The following is a 26,937-nucleotide window of genomic DNA, read 5'->3' as shown; positions in this document are numbered from 1 at the left end:
GAATCGCTTATCCCGCTTTCGGGCGGGATCTCTTCAATTTAGTTCCAAGTTGAATTTCACGTTTCCATTTCACAAAACTTGTACGAATCGCTTATCCCGCTTTTGGGCGGGATCTCTTGGAGCTGGCTTCAAATAAAGTTTAGATTTCCTTTTCGGAAAATATGTGCGAGTCGCTTATCCCGCCATCGGGCGGAATCTCATCGAGTTTGTTCCCAAGTAATTTTTCTTTTCCTTTTCACAAAACTTGCGCGATATGCTTGCTCTGAGCGCAGACGAAGGGGTTATCCTGCTTTCAAATCCGATCTTTGGAAAGGGAATTTAACCTTAAATTTTTTAATTTCTATTTCATAAAACCCTCAAAAACACTCAAATTGTCATTTTATTCCAATAAAATTCAGATTGCCCAATTCGTGTTGCTATCTTTGCCCGTTTTATAACTTTTTGGACAAACTATGTTTCTACAGACCCTTGACATTTTAGGTACGATTGCTTTTGCCATTTCTGGTGTATCTGTAGCAATGAATAAAAAAATGGACCCTTTTGGTGTCCTCATTATTGCCTTTGTGACCGCAGTAGGTGGCGGAACCCTAAGAGATGTTTTAATTGGCGTCACTCCAGTTACCTGGATGACCGATATGACTTACGTTTATGTGATCTTCATTGCTACTGTTTTTACGGTGATTTTTAAACAGAAAATCAATTATTTGCGTACGTCTTTATTGTTGTTTGATACGATTGGGATCGGGCTTTATACAGTTGTGGGGATTGAAAAAGGTTTATCGGCTGGCTTACATCCCTTTATATGTATTTCATTGGGGACGATAACGGCTTGTTTTGGTGGGGTGCTCAGAGATATTTTGTCTAATGAAATTCCTGTTATTTTCAGAACAAAGGAAATTTATGCGACCGCCTGTATTTTAGGAGGTATCACATATTTTCTTTTGAGACAACTCCCAATTGATGATAATGTCGTTTTTATGATTGCGGGTGCTGTGGTTATTTCTGTCAGGTTAATTGCGGTGAAATTTAATATCAGTCTGCCTAACTTGTATAAGAATGACCACAACAGATCAGTTTAGACTTTTGAAAAATTGAACTGTAAAGTAAAAAACGATTATATAGGATTTTTGTTGGTCTCATAGAAAGTTAAAATTATGTGTTTAAGTGCATCTCGCTTTAGCTTCTAAAGATTTAGACACGATTTTCACGGATTCTTTCCTATAAAGTTTTGAGAAAATATTATGCGTTCTATTTCACAAATGTAGTAGACTTTCAGTCTTCTTTTTAAAATATATAAAACTTTGTTTTATAGCTGTTTGTGTTTTTATTTTAAAGCTGTTTAAAAGATCATCGGCAGTCATAATTCGCTTATCCTAAAAAAAAAGCCACGTTCAAAACGCGGCTTTCAATAGTATAGGAAATTCTTTAATTAACTCTTCGGAACTGGGAAACCTCTATCTCTCATCAAAGCTTCGATCTTCGCATCACGTCCTCTAAACAAACGGTAGGCTTCTGCAGGGTCCATAGAGTTTCTAGGTGCGAATAAATACTTTACCAATTTCTCAGAAAGCTCTTTATCATAAAAACCACCTGGAGCGTCTCTAAATGCTTCAGAAGCATCAGCCGTCAATACATCTGCCCACATATAGCCATAATAAGCTGTGGCATAGCCTTCACCCGAGAAGACATGTCCGAAGTGTGGTGTTCTATGTCGCATGACCAATTCTTTGGGCATACCTAATTCATTTAAGGTCTCACGCTCAAATTTGTCGATGTCGATATTTTCTGGATCAGCCAAATGCAACTTCATATCGATTAAAGCTGATGCTAAATATTCTGTTGTTCCAAAACCTTGGTTGAATGTGGCCGCTTTTTTGATCTTTTCAACCAATGCTGCTGGAATAGGCTCACCGGTTTTGTAATGTACCAAGAATTGATTGATCACTTCATCGGTAGATAGCCAACGCTCTAATAGCTGCGACTGGAATTCGGTATAATCTCTAACGCCGCCGTTTAAGGTTGGATATTTTACGTTGGATGAGAAGAAATGCAGGGCATGTCCAAATTCGTGAAAAAATGTAATCGCATCGTCCCAAGACACTAAAACAGGCTCACCAGGAGCAGGTTTTACGAAATTGGAGTTGTTGGACGCCAATACTGTTTCTTCACCGTCATAGGTGGTATGGCTACGGTAAGTAGTTGCCCACGCACCAGAACGTTTCCCTTCTCTTGCAAACGGATCTAAATACCATAACCCAATATGTTTTCCAGAATCTTTGTCGGTCACATCCCATACTTTCACATCCTCGTGAAAAACAGGAACGCTTCCTTCAGCAACTGGGGTGAATTTATAATTGAACAAACGGTCGGCCGTGTAAAACAAAGCTTGCGTCAACTTATCCAGTTGTAGATATTGTTTTACCTCTTCACTATCTAAATCATATTTATCCTGACGAACTTTTTCAGCGTAATATCTGTAATCCCAAGGCTCAATGGTGATGTTATCGCCACTGGCATTAGCCACAGCTTGCATATCAGCGACTTCTTCTTTAACTCTCGAAATAGCAGCAGGCCAAACAGCCATCATCAAATTCATGGCGTTTTCTGGTGTTTTTGCCATTCTGTCCTGTAAGCGCCATTCAGCATAATTGTCGTAGCCCATCAATCCAACACGCTCTTTACGGAGTTCTAGGATTTTTGCAATCAAGTCGTTGTTGTCGTATTCATCGCCATTATCACCACGAGAATAATAATTGGTCCAAACTTGTTTGCGCAATTCGCGTTCTGTAGAATAAGTCAAAAATGGATCGATTGAGGAACGTGTGTTGGTAATGGCATATTTTCCTTCTTGACCTTTGTCTGAAGCAATTTTAGCCGCCGATTTGACAAAAGATTCAGAAAGTCCGCCCAATTGGTCTTCATTCAAATAGGTGACATAATTTTCTTCATCGTGTAAAACGTTATTTGAAAACTTGGTGTAGATAGATGAGAGTTCTTTGTTGATTTCGGCATAACGCTTCTTTTTTTCTGCATCTAAATTGGCGCCGTTCATTTCAAAACCTTTGTAGGTCAAATCAACCACACGCTGTTGATCAGCTTCTAAAGGTGTTGTTTGTGAAGCATCATATACGGCTTTAACTCTTTCAAATAATTTCTCGTTCTGAGAGATTTTTGAACTGTAGTCAGAAAGCTTAGGTGCCAACTCCGCTTGAAGGTCCCTAAATTCAGGAGACGACATATTACTGCTCAAAATACCGTAATAGGTAAACACGCGGGTTAGATCTTTTGCGGAACGTTCCATTTCAACAATTGTGTTCTCGAAAGTTGGTGGCTCAGGATTGTTGGCGATTTTCTCAATATCCTCCAAACCGAGTTCCATGCCTTTTTCAACAGCTTCCTTGACATCTTTAACGTTCATTTTGTCAAAAGCAGGTACACCGTCATAAGGACCTGTCCATTCCTGTAAAAGGATGTTGTCAGTATTAGCCATGCTGGTTTCATTTTTTTCGTTGTCTTTACAACTTGTAAAGGTAATAAGGACACATAAACTCAGGGTTTTAATGTGTTTTAGGTTGTGTTTTGTCATTAGTTTTAGTGTTAATTTTAAAAGTTTCCAAGATATCGAATTTAAGACTCAATTTTCTTAATTAATCTATAATTTCCACCTTTCGGATGTAGATGTTTGCTAAAGGCCATTCTGAACCATCGGTTTCTTGTGCGGCAATCGTATCTACAACATCCATCCCATCTATGACTCTTCCGAATACCGTATAGTTGCCATCTAAATGATGTGCACCACCTTGCTGCTGCACAATAAAAAACTGATATGGAGACGCTAATTTATATGGATTTTCAATCTCACTACTTGGCATGCTGATAACGCCCCTATCATGCACATAGCCTCGTTTCGTGTCTGTGGGTAGAAGGTATTGGCCGATTTTTCGACGTTTTTCGGCGATGGCTACATCATCGCTATTGCCGGCTTGAATGACAAAGTTGTTGACGATACGATAAAATTGGGTGTTGTCAAAATACTTTTGCTTAGTTAAAAAGACGAAGTTTGCACGATGGAATTTGGTTTCATTAAATAGCAAAATATCTATCGTTCCAAAATCGGTAGTGATGCGCACTTTGTTTTCTTTGTTTTCCTTTTCGTACTCGAGGAAAAACTCCATCGCATTTTTGTCGGTGAGTTTTGGGAATTTACGCTGCTTTTTTGCAGGTGTATTTTTTTTGACTGGAATGTCTTTGGAAGACAGGGAATCTACAACTGAATGACTATTTTTTTGGCGGGATTGTTTATCTTCACAATTAACCAAAATGAAAAACACGCCGATGAACATTAAAATTCTCATATCTAAATGAATTTTGATACTTTTTTAAAATCTATTTCAAAAATAGAACATATTCCACTTCCGGGACTTGATTCGCAGTTGAAAATGTCGCCAAAATACCGAAATGAATTGATTGAGAAGCAACGAACACTCAGGAAACATTCACGAAAGGCAGGCGTCATGGCTTTGTTTTATCCAAATCTTGAGAACACCACGATGTTGATTTTGATTTTGAGAAAAACCTACAGAGGCGTTCATTCTGCTCAAGTGGGATTTCCGGGAGGGAAGCTGGAGCCGGAAGATCCTTCATTGGAATATGCTGCACTGAGAGAAACTTTTGAGGAAGTAGGCGTGCCCATTAAAGATATGAAGGTTTTAAGGGCGTTGACCGATCTTTATATCCCGCCAAGTAATTTTACGGTCTATCCTTTTTTGGGCGTGACACTCAAGACCCCTCAGTTTTTGAAACAAGACGATGAAGTGGAGGATTTGATTGAGGTTACTTTAGCTGATTTTATGAATGACGACAACGTGAGTTCTCAAATGCTCATGACCTCGTTGGAAAAAGAGGTTGAGGTGCCGGTGTTCAAATTGAACGGACAAACAGTTTGGGGCGCAACTGCTATGATGCTCAGTGAAGTAAAAGACTTGTTAAAAAAAGTGCTCTAAGCTGTGGATTTTACTAAATTTGTTTTCTGAGGAAGGTTGGAGGCGAAGGCATCTCAAATACAATTTCTTAATCGTAAATAAAAACAATGGGATTATTTAAAAGAAACCCTTTTGGGCATATACTTTTTGTAAAAAAATGGCTCATCCGTATTCTTGGAGCTGCGACACACAGGCGCTTTAGGGGGTTTAACGAACTGCAAATTGAAGGTTCTGAGGTTATTAAAAACTTACCCGATACCAATGTGCTGTTCATCTCCAATCATCAAACCTATTTTGCTGATGTGGTGGCCATGTTTCATGTATTCAATGCGAGTTTGAGTGATCGTGATGATAATATCAGGAACATTGGCTATCTATGGAATCCAAAATTGAACATTTACTATGTTGCCGCCAAAGAGACGATGAAGGATGGCCTATTGCCAAAAATATTGGCTTATGTGGGGTCTATCAGCATTGAGCGTACCTGGAGAGCAGAAGGTAAGGAAGTGAATCGTCAGGTCAAAATGAGTGACATTACGGCCATTTCCAAGGCTTTGGATGATGGGTGGGTGATTACTTTTCCACAAGGTACGACTACGCCTTTTAAGCCCATTAGAAAAGGAACAGCGCACATTATCAAACGTTATAAACCTATTGTTGTGCCAATCGTCATTGACGGCTTTAGACGTTCTTTTGATAAAAAAGGCATCCGTATCAAAAAGAAAAATATTCTTCAGTCCATGGAAATTAAAAAACCCTTGGAGATCGATTATGAAAATGAAACTATTGATCAGATCGTAGAGAAGATAGAGTACGCAATTGAGCAACATCCGTCGTTCCTGAAAGTCATTCCGCAAGAAGAAATTATGGCGCAGGAAGAACTACACAAACTTAGAAAATGGAGAGTACCAGAATAGACATGCGATTGGAATTCGATTGTGACGTCTTCTAAACTCAGATTTTTATACAGTATACTAATTAAATAATTCTTGACGGTTCACCTATCGGGTTATAAACCACCTACTGACCTGATCTTCCATTTGTTGGTGATCGTAGTTTAAATCGATAGGTGAGCTCAGTTTTACATCTCCAGTTTTTTCAATTCTCGGTAATTCCTATTGAGTTTTCTCAACAACAAGCCGTAGATCAGCCAATAGAAGAATAGCAAGATGCCAGCAAAAACTGCAAGAACCCCGGCCACAATCAATATCGTTTTGGCATAGAACATAAAGAGCTCTCCATTGGCAGCGGCTGCTTGAGTCTTTCGTATCAAGGCTGTATCTTGGTCAAATTCAATATACAATACTACCACAGTGGAAAGGACCATAAAGCCCAAATTAAAAACCACATAGTTTTTAACGGTTCTTCTTGTTCTTAGGATGTTTTCCATGAGTACTTTCGCGCTGTCAGTCACTGAAATACGTCTAAAATTTTTGTAGAATAAATAGAAGAAATAGATCAAGATCACATAACCTATCACGGTCAATGGAATGATCAGGTAGTCAGAGTCAAGTCTGTCAAAGTGTTGTGCGCTCTTATGGTCTTTTAGAAATACAGTGACGGCTGTCCAGAGTGCAAACTCCAAAAGACTGATGATGAATATCCATTTGACAATTGATGATGACCGTTGCAAGATCATTTTATAGATAGCATTGGCAGAAACATGAGGGTATTGGGTATCCTCTTGCTTCCAGTGTTTTTTTAATAATTCTAATTCATCCATATATTTACGGATTAAGTATTGTTCTTAGTTTGTTTTTGATCCTGTTCATTTTTACTCTCGCATTAACCTCACTAATCCCTAAGGTTTCACTAATTTCTCGATAATCCTTTTCTTCTAAGTATAGAAAAACGAGCGCTTTTTCAATATCATTCAATTGATGGACGGCTTGATAAAGCAATTTTAACTGTTGTTCTTCAGTGTCATCATATTCTTCAGCCTTGATCTTAAACTGAAAAGTTTCCAATTCATACGTATTGACTGTACGCTTGGATTTTCGGTATAAGGTGATGGCGGTATTCAACCCAACACGATACATCCATGTGCTGAATTTTGCATCGCCGCGAAACTTGGGATAGGCTTTCCAAAGCTGAATGGTAATTTCCTGGAACAAATCATTGTGCGCTTCTCTATGGTTTGTATATAGCCTACAAACTTTGTGCACAATGTTTTGGTGCTCCTCAAGCAACGCGACAAAACTATGTTCTAATTCTTTGTCCAAATCCGATGGTTAGTTATACTGTTAGTAGAGAAAGAATGGAGATTGTTACACCAAATAGTGTGTTTTTTTATAAAAATAACACATCGATTTTAGTGTTGAAGTTTAACTTCGTTAATAGTGTCTTTATGTGCTGATTTTTATGTTTTTAACATGTTACTATAGAAGATGTCTATGGTTGTTTTAGAAGTCCCATGACAATAAAATACTGCGCCAAGGCATAAGTTAGCATGATACTTATACTGGAAAATCTCAAGGGCATGTAAAATTTATTCAAGGCTAAAATGCTATCTGAAATCACGAACAATATAGCACCTAAAAACACCAAAAAGAAACTTATTTTCGAAACTTTTCCCCGTCTTAAAAATGCGGCAATGACCATCGCTAAAATGACAACAATATAAAAAATGACTGGAATCAATAGATCACCCAGACTGTTTTTGAGCAGATAAAAAAGCCCGATGGCATACATTATTAATATTGCAATTAGACCTACGGGATTGGTTTTAGTATTTCTTTGCTTCCAAAATATCACGATATAAAACACATGTGCCAATAAAAAGGAAACCAATCCGAGCATGAAAAAATTTGGAGACAGGTCAACAAACATTAAAAATATATCGCCCATTAAAGAAAAAACCAGCGCTATTAAGGTCGTGATTTTAGTTCTTGAAGTGAGGTTTTTGCTGTTGAAATAAAAATAAACGATTAAAACAGTGAGCAAAGAAGGTTTTGTGAAGTAGTGCCATGTTGACAAGCTTTCTGCGCTGCCGCAGATGAGTTCTGCAATAAGAAGCAGGATAAACAGGGTGGTAAATTTTTGTTCGATTTTGGTCAGCATCGGTTGGATTTTGGTCCTAAGATACTTAAATGATGGAAATTCTGACAATATAAACCAAAACTCAATTCGTCCCTAAATTATGACAGTTCAGAACTTAAGAATTTCCAATCTGTTTCAATACATCCACATTTGTGCCATAAATCAACCCGCTCCTACCGCCCACCATAACTAATTCATTCGGGCAGGAAAAGGCAAGTTCGGGCGAGTCAAACGATTATTATGAAAGCACTAATCTCATTTCTCTTCTATTTCACAATTATAAATAGTTTTGGACAAGCCACAGTTTCTGGAAAAGTTACGGATGCCAAAGGAGTACCCATTGAAGGCGCCAATGTGTATCTCGAAGGCTCTTATGATGGTGGAACAACAGATGCTTTGGGGGCCTTTTCATTTGCTACAAGCAAAACCGGGACACAAACACTGGTCGTTTTTTTTCTCTCCTATGAGACCTTTAAAAAGCTTGCTGAGGTCAAAGCAATGACGGACTTGCAGATCAAACTTCGTGAAGACGTCAATACCTTGGATGCCGTAGTGCTTTCCGCGGGAACATTTGAAGCGGGTGATAATGGTAAGGTTTCTGTATTAAAGCCGCTGGATGTAGTGACAACTGCGAGTGCCTTGGGCGATTTTGTAGGTGCCTTACAAACCTTGCCGGGAACCACAACAGTAGCGGAAGATGGACGCCTTTTTGTACGTGGTGGAGAAGCCGATGAAACGCAGATTTTTATTGATGGCATTCGGGTGTTTACGCCTTACACTCCCACAACTAATAATACACCGACACGTGGACGCTATTCACCGTTTTTGTTTGATGGTATTACTTTTTCCACAGGTGGTTATTCGGCCGAGTATGGTCAGGCACTTTCCAGCGTTTTGTTGCTCAATACCATTGACGAAGCGGATCAGAACAAAACCGAAATTGGTATTATGACCTTGGGAGGAGCTCTGGGCAATACCCGAAAACGGGCAAGAAGCTCGTTGAGCGTGAATGCTTCTTATATCAATTTGGCACCTTACATTACGTTGTTTCCTGATCGAAATGATTGGGAGAAACCTTTTCAATCAGCATCTGGTGAAGCAGTTTATAGACGACATTTTGATAATGGGCTTCTGAAACTTTACACGGCTTTTGAAGCCTCCAATTTCGAACTGATCCAAGAAGACATCAACTATGCCGAAGGTGTCCATTTTAAATTGAAAAACAGCAACCTTTATTTTAATGGCTCTTATCAAGGCATGTTGTCCGATGTATGGTCCGTTTTTGGCGGTTTGAGTTATACACACGGTCGGACAGATGTAGGAATTATAGATAGTGATATTGACAATACAGAAAATTCGTATCATGCCAAATTTAAGTTGAAACGCCGCTTCAGCAATCGGTTGAAGTTGAATTTCGGTGCTGAATATTTTTCGACCCATTTTAATGAAAACTATCAAGATGATAGGATAGCGTCAAGTAATTACGGATTTACAAATGATATTGCAGCTGCTTTCGCTGAAGCAGATGTCATTTTCTCGAAGAAGTTGGCGCTGAAAGCTGGGGTAAGGATAGATTATAGCCAATTGTTCAAAGCTGCTGAGATTGCGCCGCGATTATCGTTAGCTTATAAAACATCAAAGAGAAGTCAGGTCTCATTGGCTTATGGTAACTTTTATCAAAACCCCAATAATGACATTTTAAAATTTGATCAAGCACTCCAGCCGCAGAATACTGAACATTACATCTTCAATTATCAATATAATGCTGAGGGACGTATTTTTAGAGCTGAGGCCTATTATAAGAATTATAAACGCTTGGTGAAATACGATTCAGAGTTTATCGATTTTGATACCAATTTTGATAATTCTGGTAGTGGTTATGCCAAAGGTATCGACTTGTTTTGGCGGGATAATAAGAATATCAAGAATGTTGATTATTGGATAAGTTATTCATTTTTGGATACCGAAAGAGATTATAAAGACTATCCGTATGCTTCACAGCCCAACTTTGTCAATGTGCACAACCTTTCTGTAGTGGGTAAATATTGGATCGATAAATGGAAAAGCCAAGTCGGTTTCAGTTATGCATTTGCTTCCGGTAGAAAATATACAGACCCTAATGCCGACGGATTCTTGAATGCGAAAACGAAATCCTATAATAATTTAAGCCTGAATTGGGCGTATTTGTTGAGTCCACAAAAAATTCTTTATTTTTCTGTGAATAATGCGCTGGGTTTTAAAAATGTCAATGGGTATCAATATACAAATACGGCGGACATGAATGGCGATTTTTCAAGAAGAGCCATGCGTCCAGCAGCAGATCAATTCTTTTTTGTGGGTTTCTTTTGGACCATAAGTGATGATGGTACAGATAATCAATTGGATAATTTGTAAATAATAGCTGTGGGATTATGGTTGAATTCGTATGGAATCATGGATAGTTTTCAAATCGGTAGAGCTCCCAACCGGATCGTTGCTGTTCCATACACTTTCCAATACAGCTACGCCCTGATAGCCTAAATTAAAAACTTTATGAATATTGTGTGCATCAATGCCACCCATGCCAATAATAAGTTTATCGACATCGCCGACATCAATTTGGCTGCCCTCAGAGTTTGGTTGATTTTCTGAGGAAAATATCTGACTTAATAAGTGGTAATCAAATTCGAAGTCGCTGTCCACTAAATCATTTAATTCACTAAAAGAAGAGCTGATGGTTTTTCCGAAAAGTTTTAAATCTTTAAAGTAACGGGTGGGTGTTTCAATATACTTGCGTCGTTGTTGTTCTTCAAAGTGGATTCCTTTTAGATCAAAATCATTTGTCAATTCATGAAAATTGTGGAGGACGATTCTGTTGTGATAATCTGAGTTTATCTCTTTTAAAAAGTCAACATGTTCTTGATAGTTTTTGTTAGGTTTACTTAAGTGATAACATTCTAAATCAGACTCAAGAAGCTGGTTTAGAATTTGAGTTTCGTCTTCTATATCTTTTTTGGGTGCTATAAGTACAATCATAATCTATCATGAATTTTTGATGATATGTCAAAATGGCTATAAGGTGTTTTTGTGATTTCTTTTTCAGTTAGTTCTTACTTCTCAAACAATTTTTTCAAGCTGAAAAACAATATTAAGCGAAGTTATAAAATCAGGTTGATCTAATGTTGGTTTTAAATTGATGTGTGATTTAATTAGGATCATTTCTTAAACCTTAGAGTTGAACATTTTCATGACTCATTCTTTTTGTTTTAAGCTTTTCAATTTGCTTCTTTGCTTTTTCTAAATCCTCTATTGAAGCCGGTTCGGGCTTTTGTGGTTTTGCGCCTTCGGGTTCAAATGATAATTCTACGTAATAAGGAAAGTGGTCGGATTCTATCGATTCACAATTTCTCAGGGTTTTTAACCTAAATTCGGGAGACACAAAAACATGATCTAAGGGCCATCGTAGCAAATATTTTTTGGCATTAAAAGTATTGTAAAATCCTCTACCAACTCTAACATCTAAGAGTTCACCCGTGTTTTGAAATAAAAGTGTTGTTGGTGACCAAGGAATATCGTTGAAATCGCCGATAACTATAACGGGAACCAGTGATTCACGTGCTAACTTTGCGGTCATCATAAGTTCGGCATCCCTGTCGGTCGATAAGGGGTTTTCTTGAGGCATCGGTGGTGTGGGATGAACGGCAAAAAGTTGGATGACATCTCCAGAAGGTAATTTTAGTTTACTGTGGATAGAGGGGATCGAATCGGTGACCATAAACTTGATTTCAGGGTTGATGAGTTCAAATTTGGAATACATCAGAATGCCATAGGTATTATCTAAAGGCAGTTCAACTTTGTATCGATAATCTGCAGACAGGTGTTTTATAATGGCATCCTGCCAACGGTTATTAGCTTCTGTAAACACCATGACATCCGCATTTAACTCTTTAACAATAGCGATCAAGCCGTCATTATATTCGTTCTTCTGCAGGACGTTGGCCGTGAGTAATTTGATTTTTTGAATGTTTGGATTGCTGGCGGCATTGAGTACTTCTTTTTTGTAAAACGGCGTATAAGGAACAATCTTTGAAAATTGAAAAATGAAGCATCCGATAAGTGCTGTAATAAATATATAGTCTTTTAGGTTTTTGAAATCGAATTTTATAAAATAAACAAGAATGGCAATAAAAGTGAGTGTTGTGAGTTGGATAAGCGGGAAGTCAAACATCCGAATCCACCAATAATCTGCAGGGACTAATGGCAGCAATGTGAAAAATATGGCAGTAAAACCAAAGCCGATAAGAAATTTCTTTAGATTCAAGTTTTGAGATTTTAGGATAAAGTACTTAAAAATTACTCAATAATTGGACTGCTACATCAGAATAAGAGGATTAGCGTTAAATTTTTTACGTATTGAAATACACATATACCTTTCAATTATTGAAATTGCAGAAAACAATTTATTATGAAAACAGCATATCAAAAATGTATCGAAGCCTGCCAAAAATGTTTGGTAGATTGTCAAAACTGCCTTGTCGAAATGGCGGGAGTCAAAAGTATGAATGACTGTCCGAAATGTTGTGTAGAATGTATTGATGCGTGTTTAGTGTCCATAAAAATGATGGCCGCAGATAGTGAGCATGCCGCCGAATACTGTAAGCTATGCGCAGAAATTTGCGACTGGTGTGCGGAGCAATGTGCTCAGCACGATCACGAACACTGTCAAAAATGTGCAGAATCTTGCAGAAAATGTGCGGAAGAATGCCGAAAAATGGCAGCGTAGTAATATCTTAATTTTTATTTTTTTCCATGGCAATACTCGGTAATATAATTAAAGGAATCATTGACGTTAAAGATTCCTTGACTTCAGAAAAAAATCCTGTTGAAGAGCAACAAGACGTTTTAAACAAGCTTTTGAGCAAAGCAAAGGATACAGCGTTTGGCAAGCATTATGATTTTGAATCCATTTTAGAATCAGAAGATCCAGCCGTTGCATTTGCAAACAAGGTGCCCTATTTTGATTATAACAAAATCCAAGAAGAATGGTGGTACCGACTTCAAGAAGGCGAAGAAGATGTGACCTGGCCTGGGCATCCTAAGTATTTTGCCTTAAGTTCTGGTACAACTGGCAAATCGAGTAAGCGTATTCCTGTTACCGATGAGATGATTGATGCCATAAAGAACAGTGGGATCCAGCAAGTGTTTGCTCTGAGTAATTTTGATTTTCCGGCTGATTTCTTTGAAAAGGAAATCATGATGTTGGGGAGTTCTACAGAATTAAAGGAACACAATGACCATTTGGAAGGCGAAATTAGTGGGATTAGCGCGAGTAAAATCCCGTTTTGGTTCCGACCTTATTATAAACCTGGCGAGGAAATTTCTAAAATTGACGATTGGGACGCGCGGGTGCAGCGGATTGCTGAAAACGCAGAAAACTGGGACATTGGAGCCTTAAGTGGAATTCCATCGTGGATTGAACTCATGCTTCAAAAAGTCATCAGTTATCACAATCTGAACCATATCCATGAGATTTGGCCAAATCTGCAAGTATTTACCTCTGGAGGCGTAGCTTTCGGACCTTATGAAAAAAGTTTTAATGCCCTAATGGGGCAGCCTATCACGATTATTGATACCTATTTGGCGTCTGAAGGTTTTGTAGCCTTTCAATCAAGACCAGAAACGGAGGCGATGAAATTGGTCACCGATGAAGGGGTTTATTTTGAATTTGTACCTTTCAAACCAGAATATATCAAAGAAGATGGCTCCTTGGTTAAAGACGCACCGTCCATTACTTTAGAAGATGTGAAATTGGATCTGGATTATGTGTTGTTGATGAGTACGGTCAGCGGTGCTTGGCGTTATGAAATAGGAGATACTATAAGGTTCACAGATGTGGAACGGGCAGAAATTAAAATTACCGGCCGTACCAAATTTTTCTTGAATACCGTTGGATCGCAATTATCGGTCAATAAAATGGATGATGCGATGAAGCATCTCGAGTCGGAGTTTTCTACAAAAATCCCCGAATATACGATTTGCGCAAAACGTGGAGATGATGATGAATTTTATCACTGTTGGTACATCGGTACGGAAGATGAACTTGATGAACAGCAAATTGAGGAAAGCTTGGACAATTTTTTAAAGGACGCCAATAAGAATTATAAAGTGGCCAGAAGCAAAGCTTTGAAAGGCGTGAAGGTGACCTTGGTGAATCCTTCAATATTTCACGACTGGAGTGGCGCCAATAAGAAAAAAGGAGGTCAGGTTAAAATGGAACGGGTCATGAAGGAAGATAAATTTAAGGAATGGGAAAAATTTGTTATTGAACAATAGCTTTGGCTTCCTTATTTCTCTTTTCGATAATATCCATAATTTCCTCGGGGGACAAATAGTACTTTTTAATGCGCAGTTTATAGGCATCTTGTATGTCTGCATTGTTCAAGATAAAATCCTTGGTCTTTAAAATATAATCTTCCATATTATGTCTCACGGCATAAGTATCTGCCGCACGTTCAGCTTCTACTATATGGCTGTCTGAAAGAAGATATTTAATGCCAAACCAAATCAGATTGAGCTTGCTTCTATTGGCGTAATCCATCACATGCCCCAATTCATGGCCAATCCAACCAATTAATATATCTGAAGGAATATCTTTGGTCAAGAATTTTTTATCCGAAATCTTAAAGGTTTCACTGATAAGAATGACATATCTCCTGTTTTTACGAGTTCTAAAAAAGCTACCAAATGTAGGTCTGGCCTGCATGGTCGATTTTTTTATGTTCTTTTTAAATCTAAACTCTATTTGTGTGTCTTTGAGGTCAGGATAGTATTCTAAAGCCGTGATAATTTCTTTTGAGATGGAATCAGGAATAATATGTTGTGCGTTCATCGACGTGCTAAGGGTTATGATTAAATAAATGAAGTATTTCATAAGAGAGACCATAAAATACATCTATTTTCATAGAAAATCATCCCGTTTTAGGTTTATTTAACGAAAATCCATAAGGGTCAATCTTTGATTTTTTTGAGTTAATATAAGCATAACTATTATGTCGATAAATGACTTTAATTATAGTTATTTACCGACAGTAACAGAAGATTTTTTGCTCCACAATTGATAAAAGACGGTTTTCTCCCAACATTGGGTTTTAGTATCCCGAGGTTCTGAGTTAAACCGTCTTTTTATATTTAAAAACTCTTGATGAAATTTTAATAGCATTCGAAACAGTTCAAATAATGACCGTTAAATTTGACGCCTTCTGAACCCTTTAAGGGTGATGTTGGATATGGTTTTTCAGTCAAGATACGCTGAAATTCCTTTGCGTAATCCTGAAGGCCGTCTCTTCTGCTTTTGAGCTTGTTTTCAATTTCGAGACCATCCAATTCGTAAATTTGTGCAGGCCATTGGCGTACAGCATTTTCGATAACTTGATCTGTCAGTAATTTTTGTAAGATCTGTGCTTCTTCAATAAAAACATTTACGGTTGTGCTTTTTAAAAAATAGGCATCAAAATCATGGATCAATCCCGGCAAGTATTCAATATCTTCATTAAAAGGGCGCATTTCAGGCGTGACATTTTTATTGGATATGATGCTCGGGACAATGCCACCGATATTGAAAAAAGCATTGTCCCTGTCAGCGGGTAGCGGAATGGCAATCTGTTTCCCCGCTTCTTCTTTAATGACCCAGCCCCATTGTTTAGCATGTCTGTCCCAATCGCCAATAAACAGGTCAAACAGTCGTGCCCTGACCAAGGCATGTTCATCTAACTTAAGTGTATCGCCGAGTTCTAATTTGAGTTCTTGTAAGTCGTCTGTTTCAATAATGGTACGAACATTTTTTATAGTCGTCCAATTGGTTTTGCTTTCAGTTTCATGCTCGAAAAGGAAAAGTTTATTGCCGTAGTTTTCATTATAATCTTTTAAGGCCTTTTGTTTCGGAATGAAATAAACTTTTGGAGATGTATGTAAAATGTGGGCTGCATCGGCCAACAGGGCCACGGCAGTTGCTGCATACGGATGTTGTGCCGAAATGCCATCGATAATGATGTTTTCCAAGCCCAAGGTTTTTGCAAATTCTGGAATCAGTGGGCCTGGGGTTTTATTGATACTTCTTAGCGCGTATTTATTTCCGATACTATCCTCAAGTTTTAAGGACTTCGTTTGATTGCCACCACCTTCTTTCACGATGGTTAGTCCGCCTAAAAGCGTGTCCAAAAACACCACGGGAACTTTTATCGGTGTTGCCCAAGCGTCACGATAATGCTCGCCTTGCATCAACTTTTTCAAAGCGTTGGCTTCGTATAGGGAGCTTGCAGAAATAATTAGCGAATCATAATCCTTGAAATTAATTGAATTGACGTTGTCAAGATTGACAATGGTTGAGGTCTCATAATTTTCTGGTGTGCTTTTTAATGACCAATAGAGTAGAATGATAAAAAGAACAAGTATGACGCCAATAGTTATTAGGATTTTTTTCATGGGATGTTCTGTGTTTATAGGATTTGAGGGTAATTGTCTAACTCACGTGTGTTATGAACAGTGAAAAAAAATGATAATTATTTTTGATTCTCAGGGCGCCATTTAATATTGCAGCCAATACTTGGTTCTTGATCTTGGGAAATGGGGTGGTTAGTCAGGAGAGCATCGAGTGCGTTTACGATGTCTTTTCCTGTCACCGGGATGTCATTTCCTGGTCTTGAGTCATCAAGTTGACCTCTATATACTAACTTCAAATGCGAATCAAAAACATAAAAATCAGGAGTGCAGGCCGCATCATAAGCTCTGGCTACATTTTGGCTACTATCAAATAAATAAGGAAATATATAAACTTCGTCAATGGCCCTTTCTTTCATGAATTTGGGACCGTCCTGTGGATATCTTTCAACATCATTACTGGAAATGGCCACAAAATTGATGCCTTTGGATTTATATTCTTTTGCCAATTCTACCAATTTCGAGTTCACATGAATTACAAATGGACAATGGTTGCAAATAAACATGATGACAGTTGCTTTTATACCTTTGCAATCATCTAAAGTGAGCTGTTCACCGCTTACCGTGTCCAATAGTTTGAAATCAGGTGCCTTTGTGCCAAGAGGTAACATGTTTGAGGGGGTTTGAGCCATATTTTTTCTTTATTTATCTTGTGGATGTATTTAAGTTTAGCTACATTTTGAGCATGGAAAAGATAGTAACTTTTGAGGAGTTCACCAAAGTTGATTTACGTATTGGAACTATTGTTGAGATCAATGATTTTCCTGAGGCAAGAAACCCTGCCTATCAATTGATTATTGATTTTGGAGCCCTGGGAATTAAGAAATCTTCCGCTCAGATCACCACATTATATTCTAAGAAAGATTTGCTGAATAGACAGGTTGTTGCTGTCATAAACTTCCCAAAGAAACAAATTGCGAAATTTATGAGTGAGTGCTTAGTCGTAGGAGCTATAAAAGATAATGATGTGTTTTTATTGCGACCAGAAATGCCGGTAAAAAACGGCTCAATTGTAGCCTAAATTGTGGAACTATTGAAGGAAAACGGCAAATTGAAATTGTTATGGTTGCATGGTATGAAGAGTTATATCCGATTGGCTTTGTTTTTTTATTATAAAAAAATTGAGTTCAACTTTGAGGAACAGCTTCTTCCAAATCGACCCACGCTCTTTTTAGGGAATCATCAAAACGGATTGATGGATCCGATTCTAATTGCCACAAGAAAAGGACAATTTTCTTATTTCTTAACACGCGCCAGCGTTTTCCAAAAACCATGGATTAGCAAATTCCTGCGAAGTCTCTTGATGTTGCCGGTTTATCGGGTCAGGGATGGTTGGGATAGTTTGTCGAAAAACAAAGCCATTTTTAAAACCTGTTCGCAATTGCTTTATGAAAATAATGCCATCGTGCTTTTTCCAGAAGGGAACCATAATATCAAACGTCAAGTAAGAACATTGAGTAAAGGTTTCACCCGAATCATTGCCGAAACTTTAAATGACCATCCAGATATTGAGATCAATTTAGTGCCAGTAGGTTTTAATTATAGACGAGCTGAAGAATTTGCAGACCATGTGATCTTAAATTTCGGAACCCCAATATCATCAAAAAACTATAAAACACCAGATACCAATGCTACCGTTTTAAGAATGAAGGTAGATGTGTTTAATGCGTTAACAACACTCACAACACATCTTGATGGCGATGATTACGATGCTAAGCTGCAAAGGCTGGAAGGTTTAAATGCGAACTTTCTAGATCCTACAATAGTGAATCAAATTGTTGCCACCCAGCTTAAAAATTGCGAAGCACAGCCAAAACAAAAGCAAAATCCCATAAAAGCGATTGCTAAAATGGGATTGTGTCTTTCTCTTTTTTTACCTTATGCGATCTGGAAACTCATTCTGGAACCTAAAATAAAGGAGCCAGAATTCATTTCTACTTTTCGCTTTGCAGTGGCCATAAGTTTAGTGCCTGTTTTTATGCTTGTCATAGCAGTTGTCTTATGGCTCAGCTTTGGAGCATTTTATGCACTTTTGTACCTCGCATCTGTCTTCGTTTTAGATGTGATGGCAGTTAAATTATAGTTCGTCTCTAAAAAATATGGCATTCATCATTAGTTTATTGGTCCCAAACCAAAACGCCCTGAAATTGGTGTTGTCGGTAAACGCGACTACTTTACCTCGTTTCATGCGCTGCATTTGGTAAGGCACGCTCAAAGCCAAACTGTCTAAGTTGGTTTTAGAAACATAGCCACTTAACAACGGGTTTTTAGTGTATTGTATTGGGTTGTTGTAGCTCTGTTTATCTGGGTTGACAAATAATGTGGAATTTCTGAAAACAGGAAGTTTTTCATTTTTATATCCAAAATTGATCGGATGGGAGCGGTCCAATTTCACTTCAAAAATAGAGCCTCCAATCACTTGTGCACCACTGTAATCTCGACGCTGTTCAAAAGTTATGTTTTTCGCCACACGTTCTGATTTTTTAAAATCCAATTTCATGAATTTGTTGGTATTCAACCAGCGTAGTGTATTTTTAAAGCCAATGAGCGTTCCGCCATTTTCTACCCAAGTTGATAGTTTTTCAGTGTCACTTTTGCTGAGACTACCACTCGGCATGATGATGGTGTTATAGCGACTTAAATCAGCCCGGCCTAAATTGTCAGTGTCCAATTTAGTTAAAATCATATCATAGCGTTGATCCAAAAGGTGCCAGATTTCGCCTGCATCATAAGAAGAAATGCCATTGCCGACAAGAAGCGCTATTTTTGGAAGCGTAAGAGGTCTGAATTCATTGCTCCCTAGATTGACCCCTTCAGTTAAACCCGTTGAAGCTGCATCTATTTGTACATGACTTTCTTTGGCTAATTCATTTAAAAACTGATAAAGTTCATCAGCATTTTTTGATTGGTTTTGAACAGGAATCATGATGGTGCCATAATCATATTTTTTGTCCTTACTGCCAAACTGCTTCATCGCGACCTTGGCGCGTAAATCATTTTTGAGGATTTCGTTGAGCACTTTTGGCGTGTAATACTCATGCCATTCCATTAGATAGGCATAATCACTTTTAGCGGAGACATTTCCTGGTTTCATCTTTAAATCCAAAACCTGTTCGCCCAAATGTGAAGATGGTACGCCTTCAACATAATCTAAGTTAAACGCCAATGGTAGGGTCCATGCAGAGACATCGTAAAATAAACTGTCTTGAAAAGTTGTGCGTTTTTCAAACATGGCGTTGATCAATCGCGTGTTTTTTTGGTTTTTTGGCACGACATAACTGTAGCCTTTTTTGAATTGTTTACCATCAATAGTGGCATCGTTCTTAAGCTCGTAGATTTCAATCTGATGTCTTCTCAGTATTTCGGCCAATTCGTAAGTTTTGGCAGCGTCTTTTGCATCTCCAAAAATAATGTTTTTCGCTTTTTCTTTGTTTCCTTCACCACGTGCATTATTGAAAAAATCATGCTGGTATTTTAGGATTTCCTCCCGCATATGATATCCTGCGTCCAAAGTGGATAAAGCGGCAGTAAATTGATTTCGGATGGTGAACGGGAAGGTTAAAATGCCATTGTCACTTTCCTGAACATGACCTCTTGAGCTGGCCTGTTCAAAAAGAATACCGATACTTCCATTAATATCAGGGAAGGTGGAACCTTTGCCATAGTAGAAATCATCAAAACTTTCTTCGGTATAATAGAAGGAACCAATTTTATCAAAAGCTTTAGCGTGATAATTTCCAATCTGTTTGGTCAAATCCTGATTTAGTTGTGGCGTCAGAGGATGGGTTCTGCTTGGAATTCCAGGTTGAAAAAAGAAAGAAGAGTTGGTCCCCATTTCGTGATGGTCGGTCAGAATATTTGGTAACCATTTGTGGAAAGTCTCCAATCTTGCTCTTGATTCTGGCAATTGGACCGGCAACCAGTCCCTATTCATATCAAACCAATAGTGGTTGGTTCTACCTCTTGGCCACACTTCATTATATTCACGATCATTTGGATCAGGGTTTAGGTTTTTGCTTTTATTGGAGTTTGCCCAAAAAGCGAAACGTTGTAAACCATCAGGATTAAATGATGGGTCGAAAAGTACGACCATATTGTCAAGCATGTTTTTAACTTCGCTACTTTCTGCGGCAGCGAGATAATACGCTACTAAAAGTGCGGCATTGGAGCCGCTCGGTTCATTCCCATGAATGGAAAACCCTTGGTTGATCACAATAGGCATATTGCTGGTGTTTACTGATGTATTGTCATCAGTTGCGGCGATGTGTTGTTGACGGATGGCGTCAATATTTTGATGGTTTTTTGCTGAGGTAATGGTTAACAGAACCAAAGGCCTGCCTTCATAAGTCGTACCTCTGTTTTCAAGAGTAATCCGATCTGAACTTGCGGCCAAGGCTTTCATGTATTCCACCAACTTATCGTGAGTGATGTGCCACTCGCCAACCTCATGACCAATAACAGACTGTGGGGTAGGAATCGATTTGTCGTAAGTAGTGTTTTGTGGTAAATAATAGGATAGGTCAGTTTGCTTTTGTCCAAAAATGAAGCATGACGACAAAAGACACAAGGTGAATAGAAATCTCATTCTCATAAGTATTTTAGTTAAACTATAAATATAAAAAAAACCGCTACCCAAAGTAGCGGTTCTTATAATAATTTTGTTGTTTGTTGGTTTAAATATCCTCGAACTTGATATCTGTAAACCTTTCAGCAGATTTCATTGTTTCTGAATCTGAAGTATCGTCTTCAGAAACTGAATCTTCTTTTTTGAAATCTTTTTGATGGCGTTCGCTGATAACTTCGTCGCCTTTTTCATCAATGACATAGTCTGTCATTTCTTTTAAAATCTCATTAAATTCACTAAAATCCTCTTTGTAAAGGTAGATTTTATGCTTTTTGTAGTGAAAAGAACCATCATCATTCGTGAATTTCTTACTTTCCGTGATAGTAAGGTAATAATCTCCAGCTTTTGTGGCCCTAACGTCAAAGAAATAGGTTCTTCTCCCTGCGCGCAATACTTTAGAGAATATTTCCTCTTTCTCCATCATTCCGTGATCACTCATATTTTTTTATTTTAATTAGTAACGGTTTACGTACCAAAAATCTAAAAAAAAAGATTAGTAACCAACAATTTCCGATATTTCTTTTAATTAATGATAAAGAATCGTCTTACTTCAATCTCATTAAGTCTGTTGTGAGATTGAGAATAAGTAATTTAGTTAGTAGGATCGATTCAATTATTCGTTTTCAGTAAGCTGCTTTAAATAGAGTTCTTTGTAATATCCGTCCACATCGATCAAGGAGTTGTGGGTCCCTTTTTGAATGATCTGGCCTTCGTCAAGAACAATTATTTTATCGGCACTTTTCGCAGAAGAAACGCGATGGCTGACAATGATGGTCGTCTTGCCCTTAGTGATGGTTCTGAGGTTATTGAGGATTTTTTCTTCTGTTTCAGTATCTACAGCAGATAGACAGTCATCAAACAACAAGATTTGTGGCGACTTGATGATTGCTCTTGCAATAGAAATCCGCTGCTTTTGTCCTCCAGATAAAGTAAGGCCTCTCTCTCCTAAAACAGTATCATAGCCTTTGGTGAAACCTTTGATGTTTTTGTGGACATCGGCATTTTTAGCGGCTGCGATGACCTCTTCTTGTGTGGCATCCTCTTTCCCGAACATGATATTGTTTTTGATGCTATCTGAAAACAAGAATGCTTCCTGTGGGACATATCCAAGATGGTCCCTTAAGCTCGTGAGATGAAGATTTTGAATAAGTATGTTGTCGATTCTTATTTCACCAGAAGTCACATCATACAAACGACCAATAAGATCCAAAACGGTAGATTTTCCAGAGCCAGTCTTACCAATTATAGCCATAGTTTCGCCTTGGTTGATCTTAAAGCTTACATTTTTTAAGGCTTGAATATTAGTGTCAGGATAGGTGAAGGATACATCTTTAAACTCAATATTTCCTTCAATATGAGAAGGTTCAGTAGCCGTGTTCTTTATTGTGGGTTCCTGTTTTAGAAATTCATTGATCCGTTTCTGTGAAGCTTCTGCCTGTTGGACTACTGAAGTTACCCATCCCACAGTAGCTACGGGCCAGGTCAATAAGTTAACGTAAATGATGAATTTAGCAATGACACCTAAACTTTCTATTTCACCATCTATATATTGCTTACCGCCAATATAGATAACGATGATATTGCTCAAGCCTATTAGAAAGATCATCAGAGGATAAAACAGGGCTTGGATTTTAGCCAAATCAATGTTTTTTTGTCTGCTTTCTGCGGAAAGCATATCAAAATCGGCATTCGTGCTGCCTTCAATTCCGTATGACTTGATCACACTAATCCCACTGAATGTTTCTTGTGTAAACGTAGAAAGTTTAGCAAGCCATTGTTGGACAATGGTGCTGCGTTTGTGGATGGCTTTACTTAAAATATAAATAAAATAGGAAAGGATAGGTAATGGAATTATGGTGTACAGCGTAAGTGTGGGTGCTGATCTGAACATTAAAATAATCGCAATGATAAAAAGTGTTACGGTATTGATGCTATACATAAGAGCTGGTCCGGCGTATTCTCTGACTTTACCGACATCTTCACTGATCCGGCTCATCAAATCACCAGTTCGGTTCGATTTGTAAAAATCTAAGGATAATCTTTGGTATTGTTGATAAACTTCGTTTTTAAGATCGTACTCTATCTCCCGTGAGACATATATAATAGTCTGACGCATGGCAAAGGTGAAAATACCACCAATGATTGCTGCGCCAATAATATAAAGGATATTTATGAGCAATTCACTTTTAACGACTGCTATGTCTGTGGTGATGCCTTTTCGGTAATTGTCAATGACATCTACTGAATTACCTACCAGTTCTGGGGTGAAAAGAAGAAAAATTCGAGCAACAATCGTTATTAAAATCCCTGCTAATAATTTATATCTGTACTTATAAAAGTACTTATTGACGTGTTGTAATTCTCTCATTTATTGTTATTGGTCGCTTGAGATGTAAGAATCTCATAAATAGCGACTATATTTTTGCTATTCCTCGAGGTATTGCTTTATTTTTGAAATATCTAATAAAAACGCAGAACTAATTTTAATCATATGGATTTAAAAGTTATAAGTTCTAAGGAGCTTTCAAAATCAGACCCTGTATTCGGCCAACTTTCTTTCGATAATCACGAGCAAATTGTTTTTTGCCACGACAAAGATACTAGTTTAAAAGCAATAATTGGCATTCATAATACGGTTTTAGGACCTGCTCTTGGCGGCACCAGAATGTGGAATTATGCCACTGAATCGGATGCGCTAAATGATGTATTGAGGCTATCAAGAGGAATGACCTTTAAATCTGCAATTTCTGGATTAAACTTAGGGGGCGGCAAAGCGGTGATTATAGGTGATGCGAAGACTCAAAAAACACCAGAATTGATGCGTAGATTTGGTGAGTTTGTGGATTCTTTAGGTGGGCGATATATTACGGCAGAAGATGTTGGCATGTCTACTGATGATATGGATGTCGTTAGGGAAGTAACGTCACATGTTGTCGGAGTTTCTGAAAGCAAAGGTGGTTCTGGAAATCCATCTCCAAACACGGCTTATGGTGTTTTTATGGGGATGAAGGCTGCCGCGAAATACAAGTATGGCTCTGATGTATTGGAAGGTAAATCAGTGCTTGTGCAAGGTGTTGGAAGTGTAGGTGAGGCTTTAATAAAGCATTTATTGAAGGAAGGCGCCAAAGTGATCGTTACCGATATTAATCAAGAACGGCTGGAGATTGTCAAAAATAAATATGACGTTGTCATTTATGAGGGCAACGATATCTATAGTCAAGCCATGGATATTTATGCCCCTTGCGCTTTGGGAGCGACAATTAATGATGATACCGTCAATAAAATAAAAGCGCAAGTTATTGCAGGTTCTGCAAATAACCAGTTAGCTGAAGATAGACATGGCGAGATGTTGCAAGAAAAAGGTATTGTTTATGCCCCGGACTTTTTAATCAATGCCGGAGGCCTTATTAATGTTTATGCGGAAATTGAAAATTGTGATAAGCAAGAGACCAAGCGTAAAACCGAAAATATTTACAATACTACTTTGGAGATTTTAGAACGAGCTGCCGAGAATGGCGTAACACCAAATGCTGCTGCTTTAAAAATAGCTAAAGAGCGCATTCTAAAACGAAAAAATGAACAATTGAAATAAGCTTAAGATATCCTTGTCATTTTTTTTTGAAGTTATAAATTAATACTATTTTTGCACGGCGAAACAGCACATAAGCTTTTCGTCTTTTTTTAATTTAATAAGTTCTTACAAATGCTAAACAGAAGACATATTCGTATAAAAGTGATGCAAACCCTTTATGCGTTTGATGGGGGTGAAGGTGACGATTTCAAGAAGGACGAGAAGTTTCTACTCCAAAGTCTTGACCAGATGTACGATTTGCATCTCATGATGCTATCACTTTTAATTGAAGTCCAAAAGAGGGCTGAAGATTACCAGGAAAAGTCTCAAAGAAAAATTTTAGCAACACAAGAAGAGAAAAATCCCAATAGAAAATTTATCAACAATCAAGTTCTGCAAATCCTGAACGAAGACGTCGCGCTTCAAATTGAGATTGAAAAACGCAAGATTGATTATTGGTATCTGGATTTTGAATATGTGGATATCATTTTTAAAAGCATCATAGAGAGTGACCTTTATAAGGATTATATGTCCAATAAAGTATCTGATTTTAAGGAAGATAAAAACTTTATAATTGATGTGTTCACTGAAATTATAGCTCCAAATGACAAGCTCTATGAATATATAGAAGATAAGAAACTGACTTGGTTGGATGATCTACCTGTGGTTAACACGGGAATTCTAAAGATGCTCCGCAAATTGAAAAAGGAGAATAAAGCCAACTATTTTACACCAAAACTATTTAAAGATACTGAAGATAAGGAGTTTGCCACGGCATTATTCCAAAAAAGCTTGTTGAATAAATCAAAATTCAATAAGGAAATTGCCGCTAAAACCCAAAACTGGGACGCCGAACGTATTGCTAATTTAGATGCGGTTTTACTTCAAATGGCGATATGTGAGTTTCAAAAATTCCCGTCTATCCCAGTGAAGGTGACAATTAACGAGTATATTGATATTGCCAAGGAATATTCTACGCCAAAGAGTAGTTTCTTTATTAATGGTATTTTAGACAAGATTGTTAAGGAATATAAGGAGAATGGCGAATTAAATAAAATAGGGCGGGGGTTGATGTAATGGGAAATAATTACTACTTTTACACCCTCAAATTTATTTTAAACTGAACATTTTAATCAAAAAAAACAATACAATGAAAAAATTAATGTTAGGTGTTAGTGCATTTTGCTTGGTTGCCTTTATGTCGTGTAAAGAAGATGCTACGGCAAAAATCAAATCAGAGAACGTTGCAGAAGCAGCACAAAGAGATGCTAACTCAGGAAATTTTGCAACCGTTTCATTTGAAGAGACAGAACATGATTTTGGTACCATAAAAAATGGAACACCTGTAGAAACTATCTTTAGATATACAAACACAGGAAGTTCTCCATTAGTGGTCAGTGATATCAAAAGTACTTGCGGATGTACAGTGCCTTCAGACTGGACAAGACAAGTTGCTCCAGGAGAAACTGGCGAATTTAAAGTGAAATTTGACGGAAAAGGAAACGGTGTGGTTACAAAATCCATCACCATGACCACCAATACAGAAAAAGGTGCTGAAACAGTTAGAATCAAAGCCATGGTTGAAGGTGATCCTAATGCAGCAATGCAACCAGGTGTTCAGCAAGCAGGTGGGACACAATCTATTATGCAACAGCCTGTTCGTAAGTATAGCACACAACCTGGTCACGAAGGCCATAATCACGACTAACTAATTATAATTAAGAATTAATGGGAGAAGGAATAAGTTCGTTTTTACCTTTTATTGCGATGTTCGCTGTAGTGTATTTTTTTATGATTGCACCACAAATGAAGCGCGCCAAAAAGGAAAAAAAGTTTGCAAGTGAATTAAAAAGAGGCGACAGAGTTATTACCAAAAGCGGAATGCACGGTAAAATTGTCGACTTAAATGATAAAGATAGCAGTTGTGTTATTGAAACCATGGCAGGAAAAATCAAGTTTGATCGTTCTGCAATTTCAATAGAATTGAGTAGCAAGCTCAATGTAGATCCTGCAACTACAACAACAAAATAAATCTTTGTTTACAAATTTAAAAAGCCATTTCAATTGAAGTGGCTTTTTTGTTTTGGGCTTTTTTCATTTTTTGATAAATTTAAGATTTCGCTGCGCTGCAGCTTTAATTGATGTATAATCGTTGTGCTACAAAGATGGCGCAACTACGTTGCTACACAAATTGCGAAACCTACGTGGTTACAAAGATGACGCAACTACGTTGCTGGTATGCAATT

Annotated in this window: 25 protein-coding genes; 12 read left to right on the top strand and 13 right to left on the bottom strand. The window is 37.8% G+C overall.

Translation table 11 applies throughout. From position 1 onward, the window contains the following. The first annotated feature begins 452 nt into the window (after positions 1 to 452). Positions 453 to 1,079 (top strand): trimeric intracellular cation channel family protein, encoded by a 627-nt coding sequence (locus J4051_RS18220; RefSeq protein WP_208235315.1) that lies wholly within the window; start codon positions 453 to 455, stop codon positions 1,077 to 1,079. Positions 1,080 to 1,429: 350 nt separating this feature from the next. Here the strand turns inward: J4051_RS18220 and J4051_RS18215 are convergent, their stop codons facing one another. Together J4051_RS18215 and J4051_RS18210 are read right to left on the bottom strand one after the other, a co-directional pair. After that, a complete protein-coding gene (locus tag J4051_RS18215) occupies positions 1,430 to 3,586 on the bottom strand; it encodes a M3 family metallopeptidase (protein ID WP_208235314.1) in 2,157 nt (718 codons plus the stop codon). Positions 3,587 to 3,647: 61 nt separating this feature from the next. Then, complete coding sequence (locus J4051_RS18210) at positions 3,648 to 4,355, bottom strand: peptidylprolyl isomerase (protein WP_208235313.1); 708 nt, start codon at positions 4,353 to 4,355, stop codon at positions 3,648 to 3,650. 6 nt (positions 4,356 to 4,361) lie between these two features. Between J4051_RS18210 and J4051_RS18205 the strand changes: the two genes are divergently transcribed. Both J4051_RS18205 and J4051_RS18200 read left to right on the top strand, forming a co-directional pair. Next, positions 4,362 to 5,003 carry an NUDIX hydrolase gene (locus J4051_RS18205; RefSeq protein ID WP_208235312.1) on the top strand — a complete coding sequence of 214 codons (642 nt, stop codon included), beginning with the start codon at positions 4,362 to 4,364 and terminating at the stop codon, positions 5,001 to 5,003. An 86-nt stretch (positions 5,004 to 5,089) separates the two neighbouring features. Beyond that, entirely contained in the window at positions 5,090 to 5,899 is an 810-nt protein-coding gene (locus J4051_RS18200) for a lysophospholipid acyltransferase family protein (protein ID WP_208235311.1), read from the top strand. 164 nt (positions 5,900 to 6,063) lie between these two features. Here the strand turns inward: J4051_RS18200 and J4051_RS18195 are convergent, their stop codons facing one another. From J4051_RS18195 to J4051_RS18185, 3 genes are all read right to left on the bottom strand, one after another. Continuing rightward, positions 6,064 to 6,705, bottom strand: a complete 642-nt coding sequence (locus J4051_RS18195) for a hypothetical protein (protein WP_208235310.1) — start codon at positions 6,703 to 6,705, stop codon at positions 6,064 to 6,066. Between the two features lie 4 nt (positions 6,706 to 6,709). Next, entirely contained in the window at positions 6,710 to 7,204 is a 495-nt protein-coding gene (locus J4051_RS18190; protein WP_208235309.1) for an RNA polymerase sigma factor, read from the bottom strand. A gap of 169 nt (positions 7,205 to 7,373) precedes the next feature. Beyond that, a complete protein-coding gene (locus J4051_RS18185) occupies positions 7,374 to 8,042 on the bottom strand; it encodes a lysoplasmalogenase (RefSeq protein WP_208235308.1) in 669 nt (222 codons plus the stop codon). Positions 8,043 to 8,261: 219 nt separating this feature from the next. Here J4051_RS18185 and J4051_RS18180 point away from each other — a divergent pair, with 219 nt between their 5' ends. Further along, positions 8,262 to 10,415, top strand: a complete 2,154-nt coding sequence (locus J4051_RS18180) for a TonB-dependent receptor (RefSeq protein WP_208235307.1) — start codon at positions 8,262 to 8,264, stop codon at positions 10,413 to 10,415. Between the two features lie 15 nt (positions 10,416 to 10,430). Here J4051_RS18180 and J4051_RS18175 read toward each other — a convergent pair whose 3' ends face one another. Continuing rightward, a complete protein-coding gene (locus J4051_RS18175) occupies positions 10,431 to 11,036 on the bottom strand; it encodes a thiamine phosphate synthase (protein WP_208235306.1) in 606 nt (201 codons plus the stop codon). Positions 11,037 to 11,229: 193 nt separating this feature from the next. Further along, the gene (locus tag J4051_RS18170; RefSeq protein WP_208235305.1) at positions 11,230 to 12,321 is read right to left on the bottom strand and encodes an endonuclease/exonuclease/phosphatase family protein; all 1,092 of its coding nucleotides are present in this window, start codon (positions 12,319 to 12,321) and stop codon (positions 11,230 to 11,232) included. 144 nt (positions 12,322 to 12,465) lie between these two features. Here J4051_RS18170 and J4051_RS19305 point away from each other — a divergent pair, with 144 nt between their 5' ends. Together J4051_RS19305 and J4051_RS18160 are read left to right on the top strand one after the other, a co-directional pair. Further along, positions 12,466 to 12,783 (top strand): four-helix bundle copper-binding protein, encoded by a 318-nt coding sequence (locus J4051_RS19305; protein ID WP_208235304.1) that lies wholly within the window; start codon positions 12,466 to 12,468, stop codon positions 12,781 to 12,783. A 26-nt stretch (positions 12,784 to 12,809) separates the two neighbouring features. Further along, on the top strand, positions 12,810 to 14,333 hold the full coding sequence (locus J4051_RS18160) for a GH3 family domain-containing protein (RefSeq protein ID WP_208235303.1): 1,524 nt from the start codon (positions 12,810 to 12,812) through the stop codon (positions 14,331 to 14,333). Here the strand turns inward: J4051_RS18160 and J4051_RS18155 are convergent. From J4051_RS18155 to J4051_RS18145, 3 genes are all read right to left on the bottom strand, one after another. Continuing rightward, positions 14,320 to 14,889, bottom strand: a complete 570-nt coding sequence (locus J4051_RS18155; RefSeq protein ID WP_208235302.1) for a hypothetical protein — start codon at positions 14,887 to 14,889, stop codon at positions 14,320 to 14,322. The genes J4051_RS18160 and J4051_RS18155 overlap by 14 nt on opposite strands. Positions 14,890 to 15,209: 320 nt before the next feature. Next, entirely contained in the window at positions 15,210 to 16,481 is a 1,272-nt protein-coding gene (locus J4051_RS18150) for a HipA domain-containing protein (protein ID WP_208235301.1), read from the bottom strand. A gap of 77 nt (positions 16,482 to 16,558) precedes the next feature. Beyond that, positions 16,559 to 17,128 carry a thioredoxin family protein gene (locus J4051_RS18145; protein WP_208235300.1) on the bottom strand — a complete coding sequence of 190 codons (570 nt, stop codon included), beginning with the start codon at positions 17,126 to 17,128 and terminating at the stop codon, positions 16,559 to 16,561. Positions 17,129 to 17,181: 53 nt separating this feature from the next. On the opposite strand from J4051_RS18145, the gene J4051_RS18140 reads away from it, so the two are divergent. Both J4051_RS18140 and J4051_RS18135 read left to right on the top strand, forming a co-directional pair. Beyond that, on the top strand, positions 17,182 to 17,517 hold the full coding sequence (locus J4051_RS18140) for a tRNA-binding protein (RefSeq protein ID WP_208235299.1): 336 nt from the start codon (positions 17,182 to 17,184) through the stop codon (positions 17,515 to 17,517). A gap of 3 nt (positions 17,518 to 17,520) precedes the next feature. Next, positions 17,521 to 18,579, top strand: coding sequence for a 1-acyl-sn-glycerol-3-phosphate acyltransferase (locus J4051_RS18135; RefSeq protein WP_317192745.1), 1,059 nt, complete (start codon positions 17,521 to 17,523; stop codon positions 18,577 to 18,579). Here J4051_RS18135 and J4051_RS18130 read toward each other — a convergent pair. From J4051_RS18130 to J4051_RS18120, 3 genes are all read right to left on the bottom strand, one after another. Beyond that, on the bottom strand, positions 18,574 to 21,081 hold the full coding sequence (locus tag J4051_RS18130) for a M14 family metallopeptidase (RefSeq protein WP_208235298.1): 2,508 nt from the start codon (positions 21,079 to 21,081) through the stop codon (positions 18,574 to 18,576). The two genes, J4051_RS18135 and J4051_RS18130, sit on opposite strands and share 6 nt — an antisense overlap. 88 nt (positions 21,082 to 21,169) lie before the next feature. Continuing rightward, on the bottom strand, positions 21,170 to 21,559 hold the full coding sequence (locus tag J4051_RS18125) for a PUR family DNA/RNA-binding protein (protein WP_208235297.1): 390 nt from the start codon (positions 21,557 to 21,559) through the stop codon (positions 21,170 to 21,172). Between the two features lie 174 nt (positions 21,560 to 21,733). Further along, on the bottom strand, positions 21,734 to 23,488 hold the full coding sequence (locus tag J4051_RS18120) for an ABC transporter ATP-binding protein (protein ID WP_208235296.1): 1,755 nt from the start codon (positions 23,486 to 23,488) through the stop codon (positions 21,734 to 21,736). 123 nt (positions 23,489 to 23,611) lie between these two features. Between J4051_RS18120 and J4051_RS18115 the strand changes: the two genes are divergently transcribed. The 4 genes from J4051_RS18115 to yajC all read left to right on the top strand — a co-directional run bounded on the left by J4051_RS18115 (position 23,612) and on the right by yajC (position 26,722). Then, positions 23,612 to 24,712 (top strand): Glu/Leu/Phe/Val dehydrogenase dimerization domain-containing protein, encoded by a 1,101-nt coding sequence (locus J4051_RS18115; RefSeq protein WP_208235295.1) that lies wholly within the window; start codon positions 23,612 to 23,614, stop codon positions 24,710 to 24,712. 111 nt (positions 24,713 to 24,823) lie between these two features. Continuing rightward, positions 24,824 to 25,768, top strand: a complete 945-nt coding sequence (gene nusB / locus J4051_RS18110) for a transcription antitermination factor NusB (RefSeq protein ID WP_236027601.1) — start codon at positions 24,824 to 24,826, stop codon at positions 25,766 to 25,768. A 73-nt stretch (positions 25,769 to 25,841) separates the two neighbouring features. Beyond that, the gene (locus tag J4051_RS18105; RefSeq protein WP_208235294.1) at positions 25,842 to 26,399 is read left to right on the top strand and encodes a DUF1573 domain-containing protein; all 558 of its coding nucleotides are present in this window, start codon (positions 25,842 to 25,844) and stop codon (positions 26,397 to 26,399) included. A 20-nt stretch (positions 26,400 to 26,419) separates the two neighbouring features. Then, entirely contained in the window at positions 26,420 to 26,722 is a 303-nt protein-coding gene (gene yajC / locus J4051_RS18100; protein ID WP_208235293.1) for a preprotein translocase subunit YajC, read from the top strand. The last annotated feature ends 215 nt before the right edge of the window (positions 26,723 to 26,937 follow it).

Source organism: Gelidibacter pelagius, from assembly GCF_017581925.1.
Taxonomy (GTDB): Bacteria; Bacteroidota; Bacteroidia; order Flavobacteriales; family Flavobacteriaceae; genus Gelidibacter; species Gelidibacter pelagius.
Note: the sequence above shows the minus strand (reverse complement) of the source record. Positions and strands in the feature narration are given on the sequence as shown.

What these genes read in the sequence shown, in the direction of transcription:
- J4051_RS18220 (WP_208235315.1), top strand. Translation starts at nt 453, where the DNA reads ATGTTTCTACAGACCCTTGACATTTTAGGTACGATTGCTTTTGCCATT.
- J4051_RS18215 (WP_208235314.1), bottom strand. Translation starts at nt 3,586, where the DNA reads ATGACAAAACACAACCTAAAACACATTAAAACCCTGAGTTTATGTGTC.
- J4051_RS18210 (WP_208235313.1), bottom strand. Translation starts at nt 4,355, where the DNA reads ATGAGAATTTTAATGTTCATCGGCGTGTTTTTCATTTTGGTTAATTGT.
- J4051_RS18205 (WP_208235312.1), top strand. Translation starts at nt 4,362, where the DNA reads ATGAATTTTGATACTTTTTTAAAATCTATTTCAAAAATAGAACATATT.
- J4051_RS18200 (WP_208235311.1), top strand. Translation starts at nt 5,090, where the DNA reads ATGGGATTATTTAAAAGAAACCCTTTTGGGCATATACTTTTTGTAAAA.
- J4051_RS18195 (WP_208235310.1), bottom strand. Translation starts at nt 6,705, where the DNA reads ATGGATGAATTAGAATTATTAAAAAAACACTGGAAGCAAGAGGATACC.
- J4051_RS18185 (WP_208235308.1), bottom strand. Translation starts at nt 8,042, where the DNA reads ATGCTGACCAAAATCGAACAAAAATTTACCACCCTGTTTATCCTGCTT.
- J4051_RS18180 (WP_208235307.1), top strand. Translation starts at nt 8,262, where the DNA reads ATGAAAGCACTAATCTCATTTCTCTTCTATTTCACAATTATAAATAGT.
- J4051_RS18175 (WP_208235306.1), bottom strand. Translation starts at nt 11,036, where the DNA reads ATGATTGTACTTATAGCACCCAAAAAAGATATAGAAGACGAAACTCAA.
- J4051_RS19305 (WP_208235304.1), top strand. Translation starts at nt 12,466, where the DNA reads ATGAAAACAGCATATCAAAAATGTATCGAAGCCTGCCAAAAATGTTTG.
- J4051_RS18160 (WP_208235303.1), top strand. Translation starts at nt 12,810, where the DNA reads ATGGCAATACTCGGTAATATAATTAAAGGAATCATTGACGTTAAAGAT.
- J4051_RS18155 (WP_208235302.1), bottom strand. Translation starts at nt 14,889, where the DNA reads ATGAACGCACAACATATTATTCCTGATTCCATCTCAAAAGAAATTATC.
- J4051_RS18150 (WP_208235301.1), bottom strand. Translation starts at nt 16,481, where the DNA reads ATGAAAAAAATCCTAATAACTATTGGCGTCATACTTGTTCTTTTTATC.
- J4051_RS18145 (WP_208235300.1), bottom strand. Translation starts at nt 17,128, where the DNA reads ATGGCTCAAACCCCCTCAAACATGTTACCTCTTGGCACAAAGGCACCT.
- J4051_RS18140 (WP_208235299.1), top strand. Translation starts at nt 17,182, where the DNA reads ATGGAAAAGATAGTAACTTTTGAGGAGTTCACCAAAGTTGATTTACGT.
- J4051_RS18130 (WP_208235298.1), bottom strand. Translation starts at nt 21,081, where the DNA reads ATGAGATTTCTATTCACCTTGTGTCTTTTGTCGTCATGCTTCATTTTT.
- J4051_RS18125 (WP_208235297.1), bottom strand. Translation starts at nt 21,559, where the DNA reads ATGAGTGATCACGGAATGATGGAGAAAGAGGAAATATTCTCTAAAGTA.
- J4051_RS18120 (WP_208235296.1), bottom strand. Translation starts at nt 23,488, where the DNA reads ATGAGAGAATTACAACACGTCAATAAGTACTTTTATAAGTACAGATAT.
- J4051_RS18115 (WP_208235295.1), top strand. Translation starts at nt 23,612, where the DNA reads ATGGATTTAAAAGTTATAAGTTCTAAGGAGCTTTCAAAATCAGACCCT.
- nusB (WP_236027601.1), top strand. Translation starts at nt 24,824, where the DNA reads ATGCTAAACAGAAGACATATTCGTATAAAAGTGATGCAAACCCTTTAT.
- J4051_RS18105 (WP_208235294.1), top strand. Translation starts at nt 25,842, where the DNA reads ATGAAAAAATTAATGTTAGGTGTTAGTGCATTTTGCTTGGTTGCCTTT.
- yajC (WP_208235293.1), top strand. Translation starts at nt 26,420, where the DNA reads ATGGGAGAAGGAATAAGTTCGTTTTTACCTTTTATTGCGATGTTCGCT.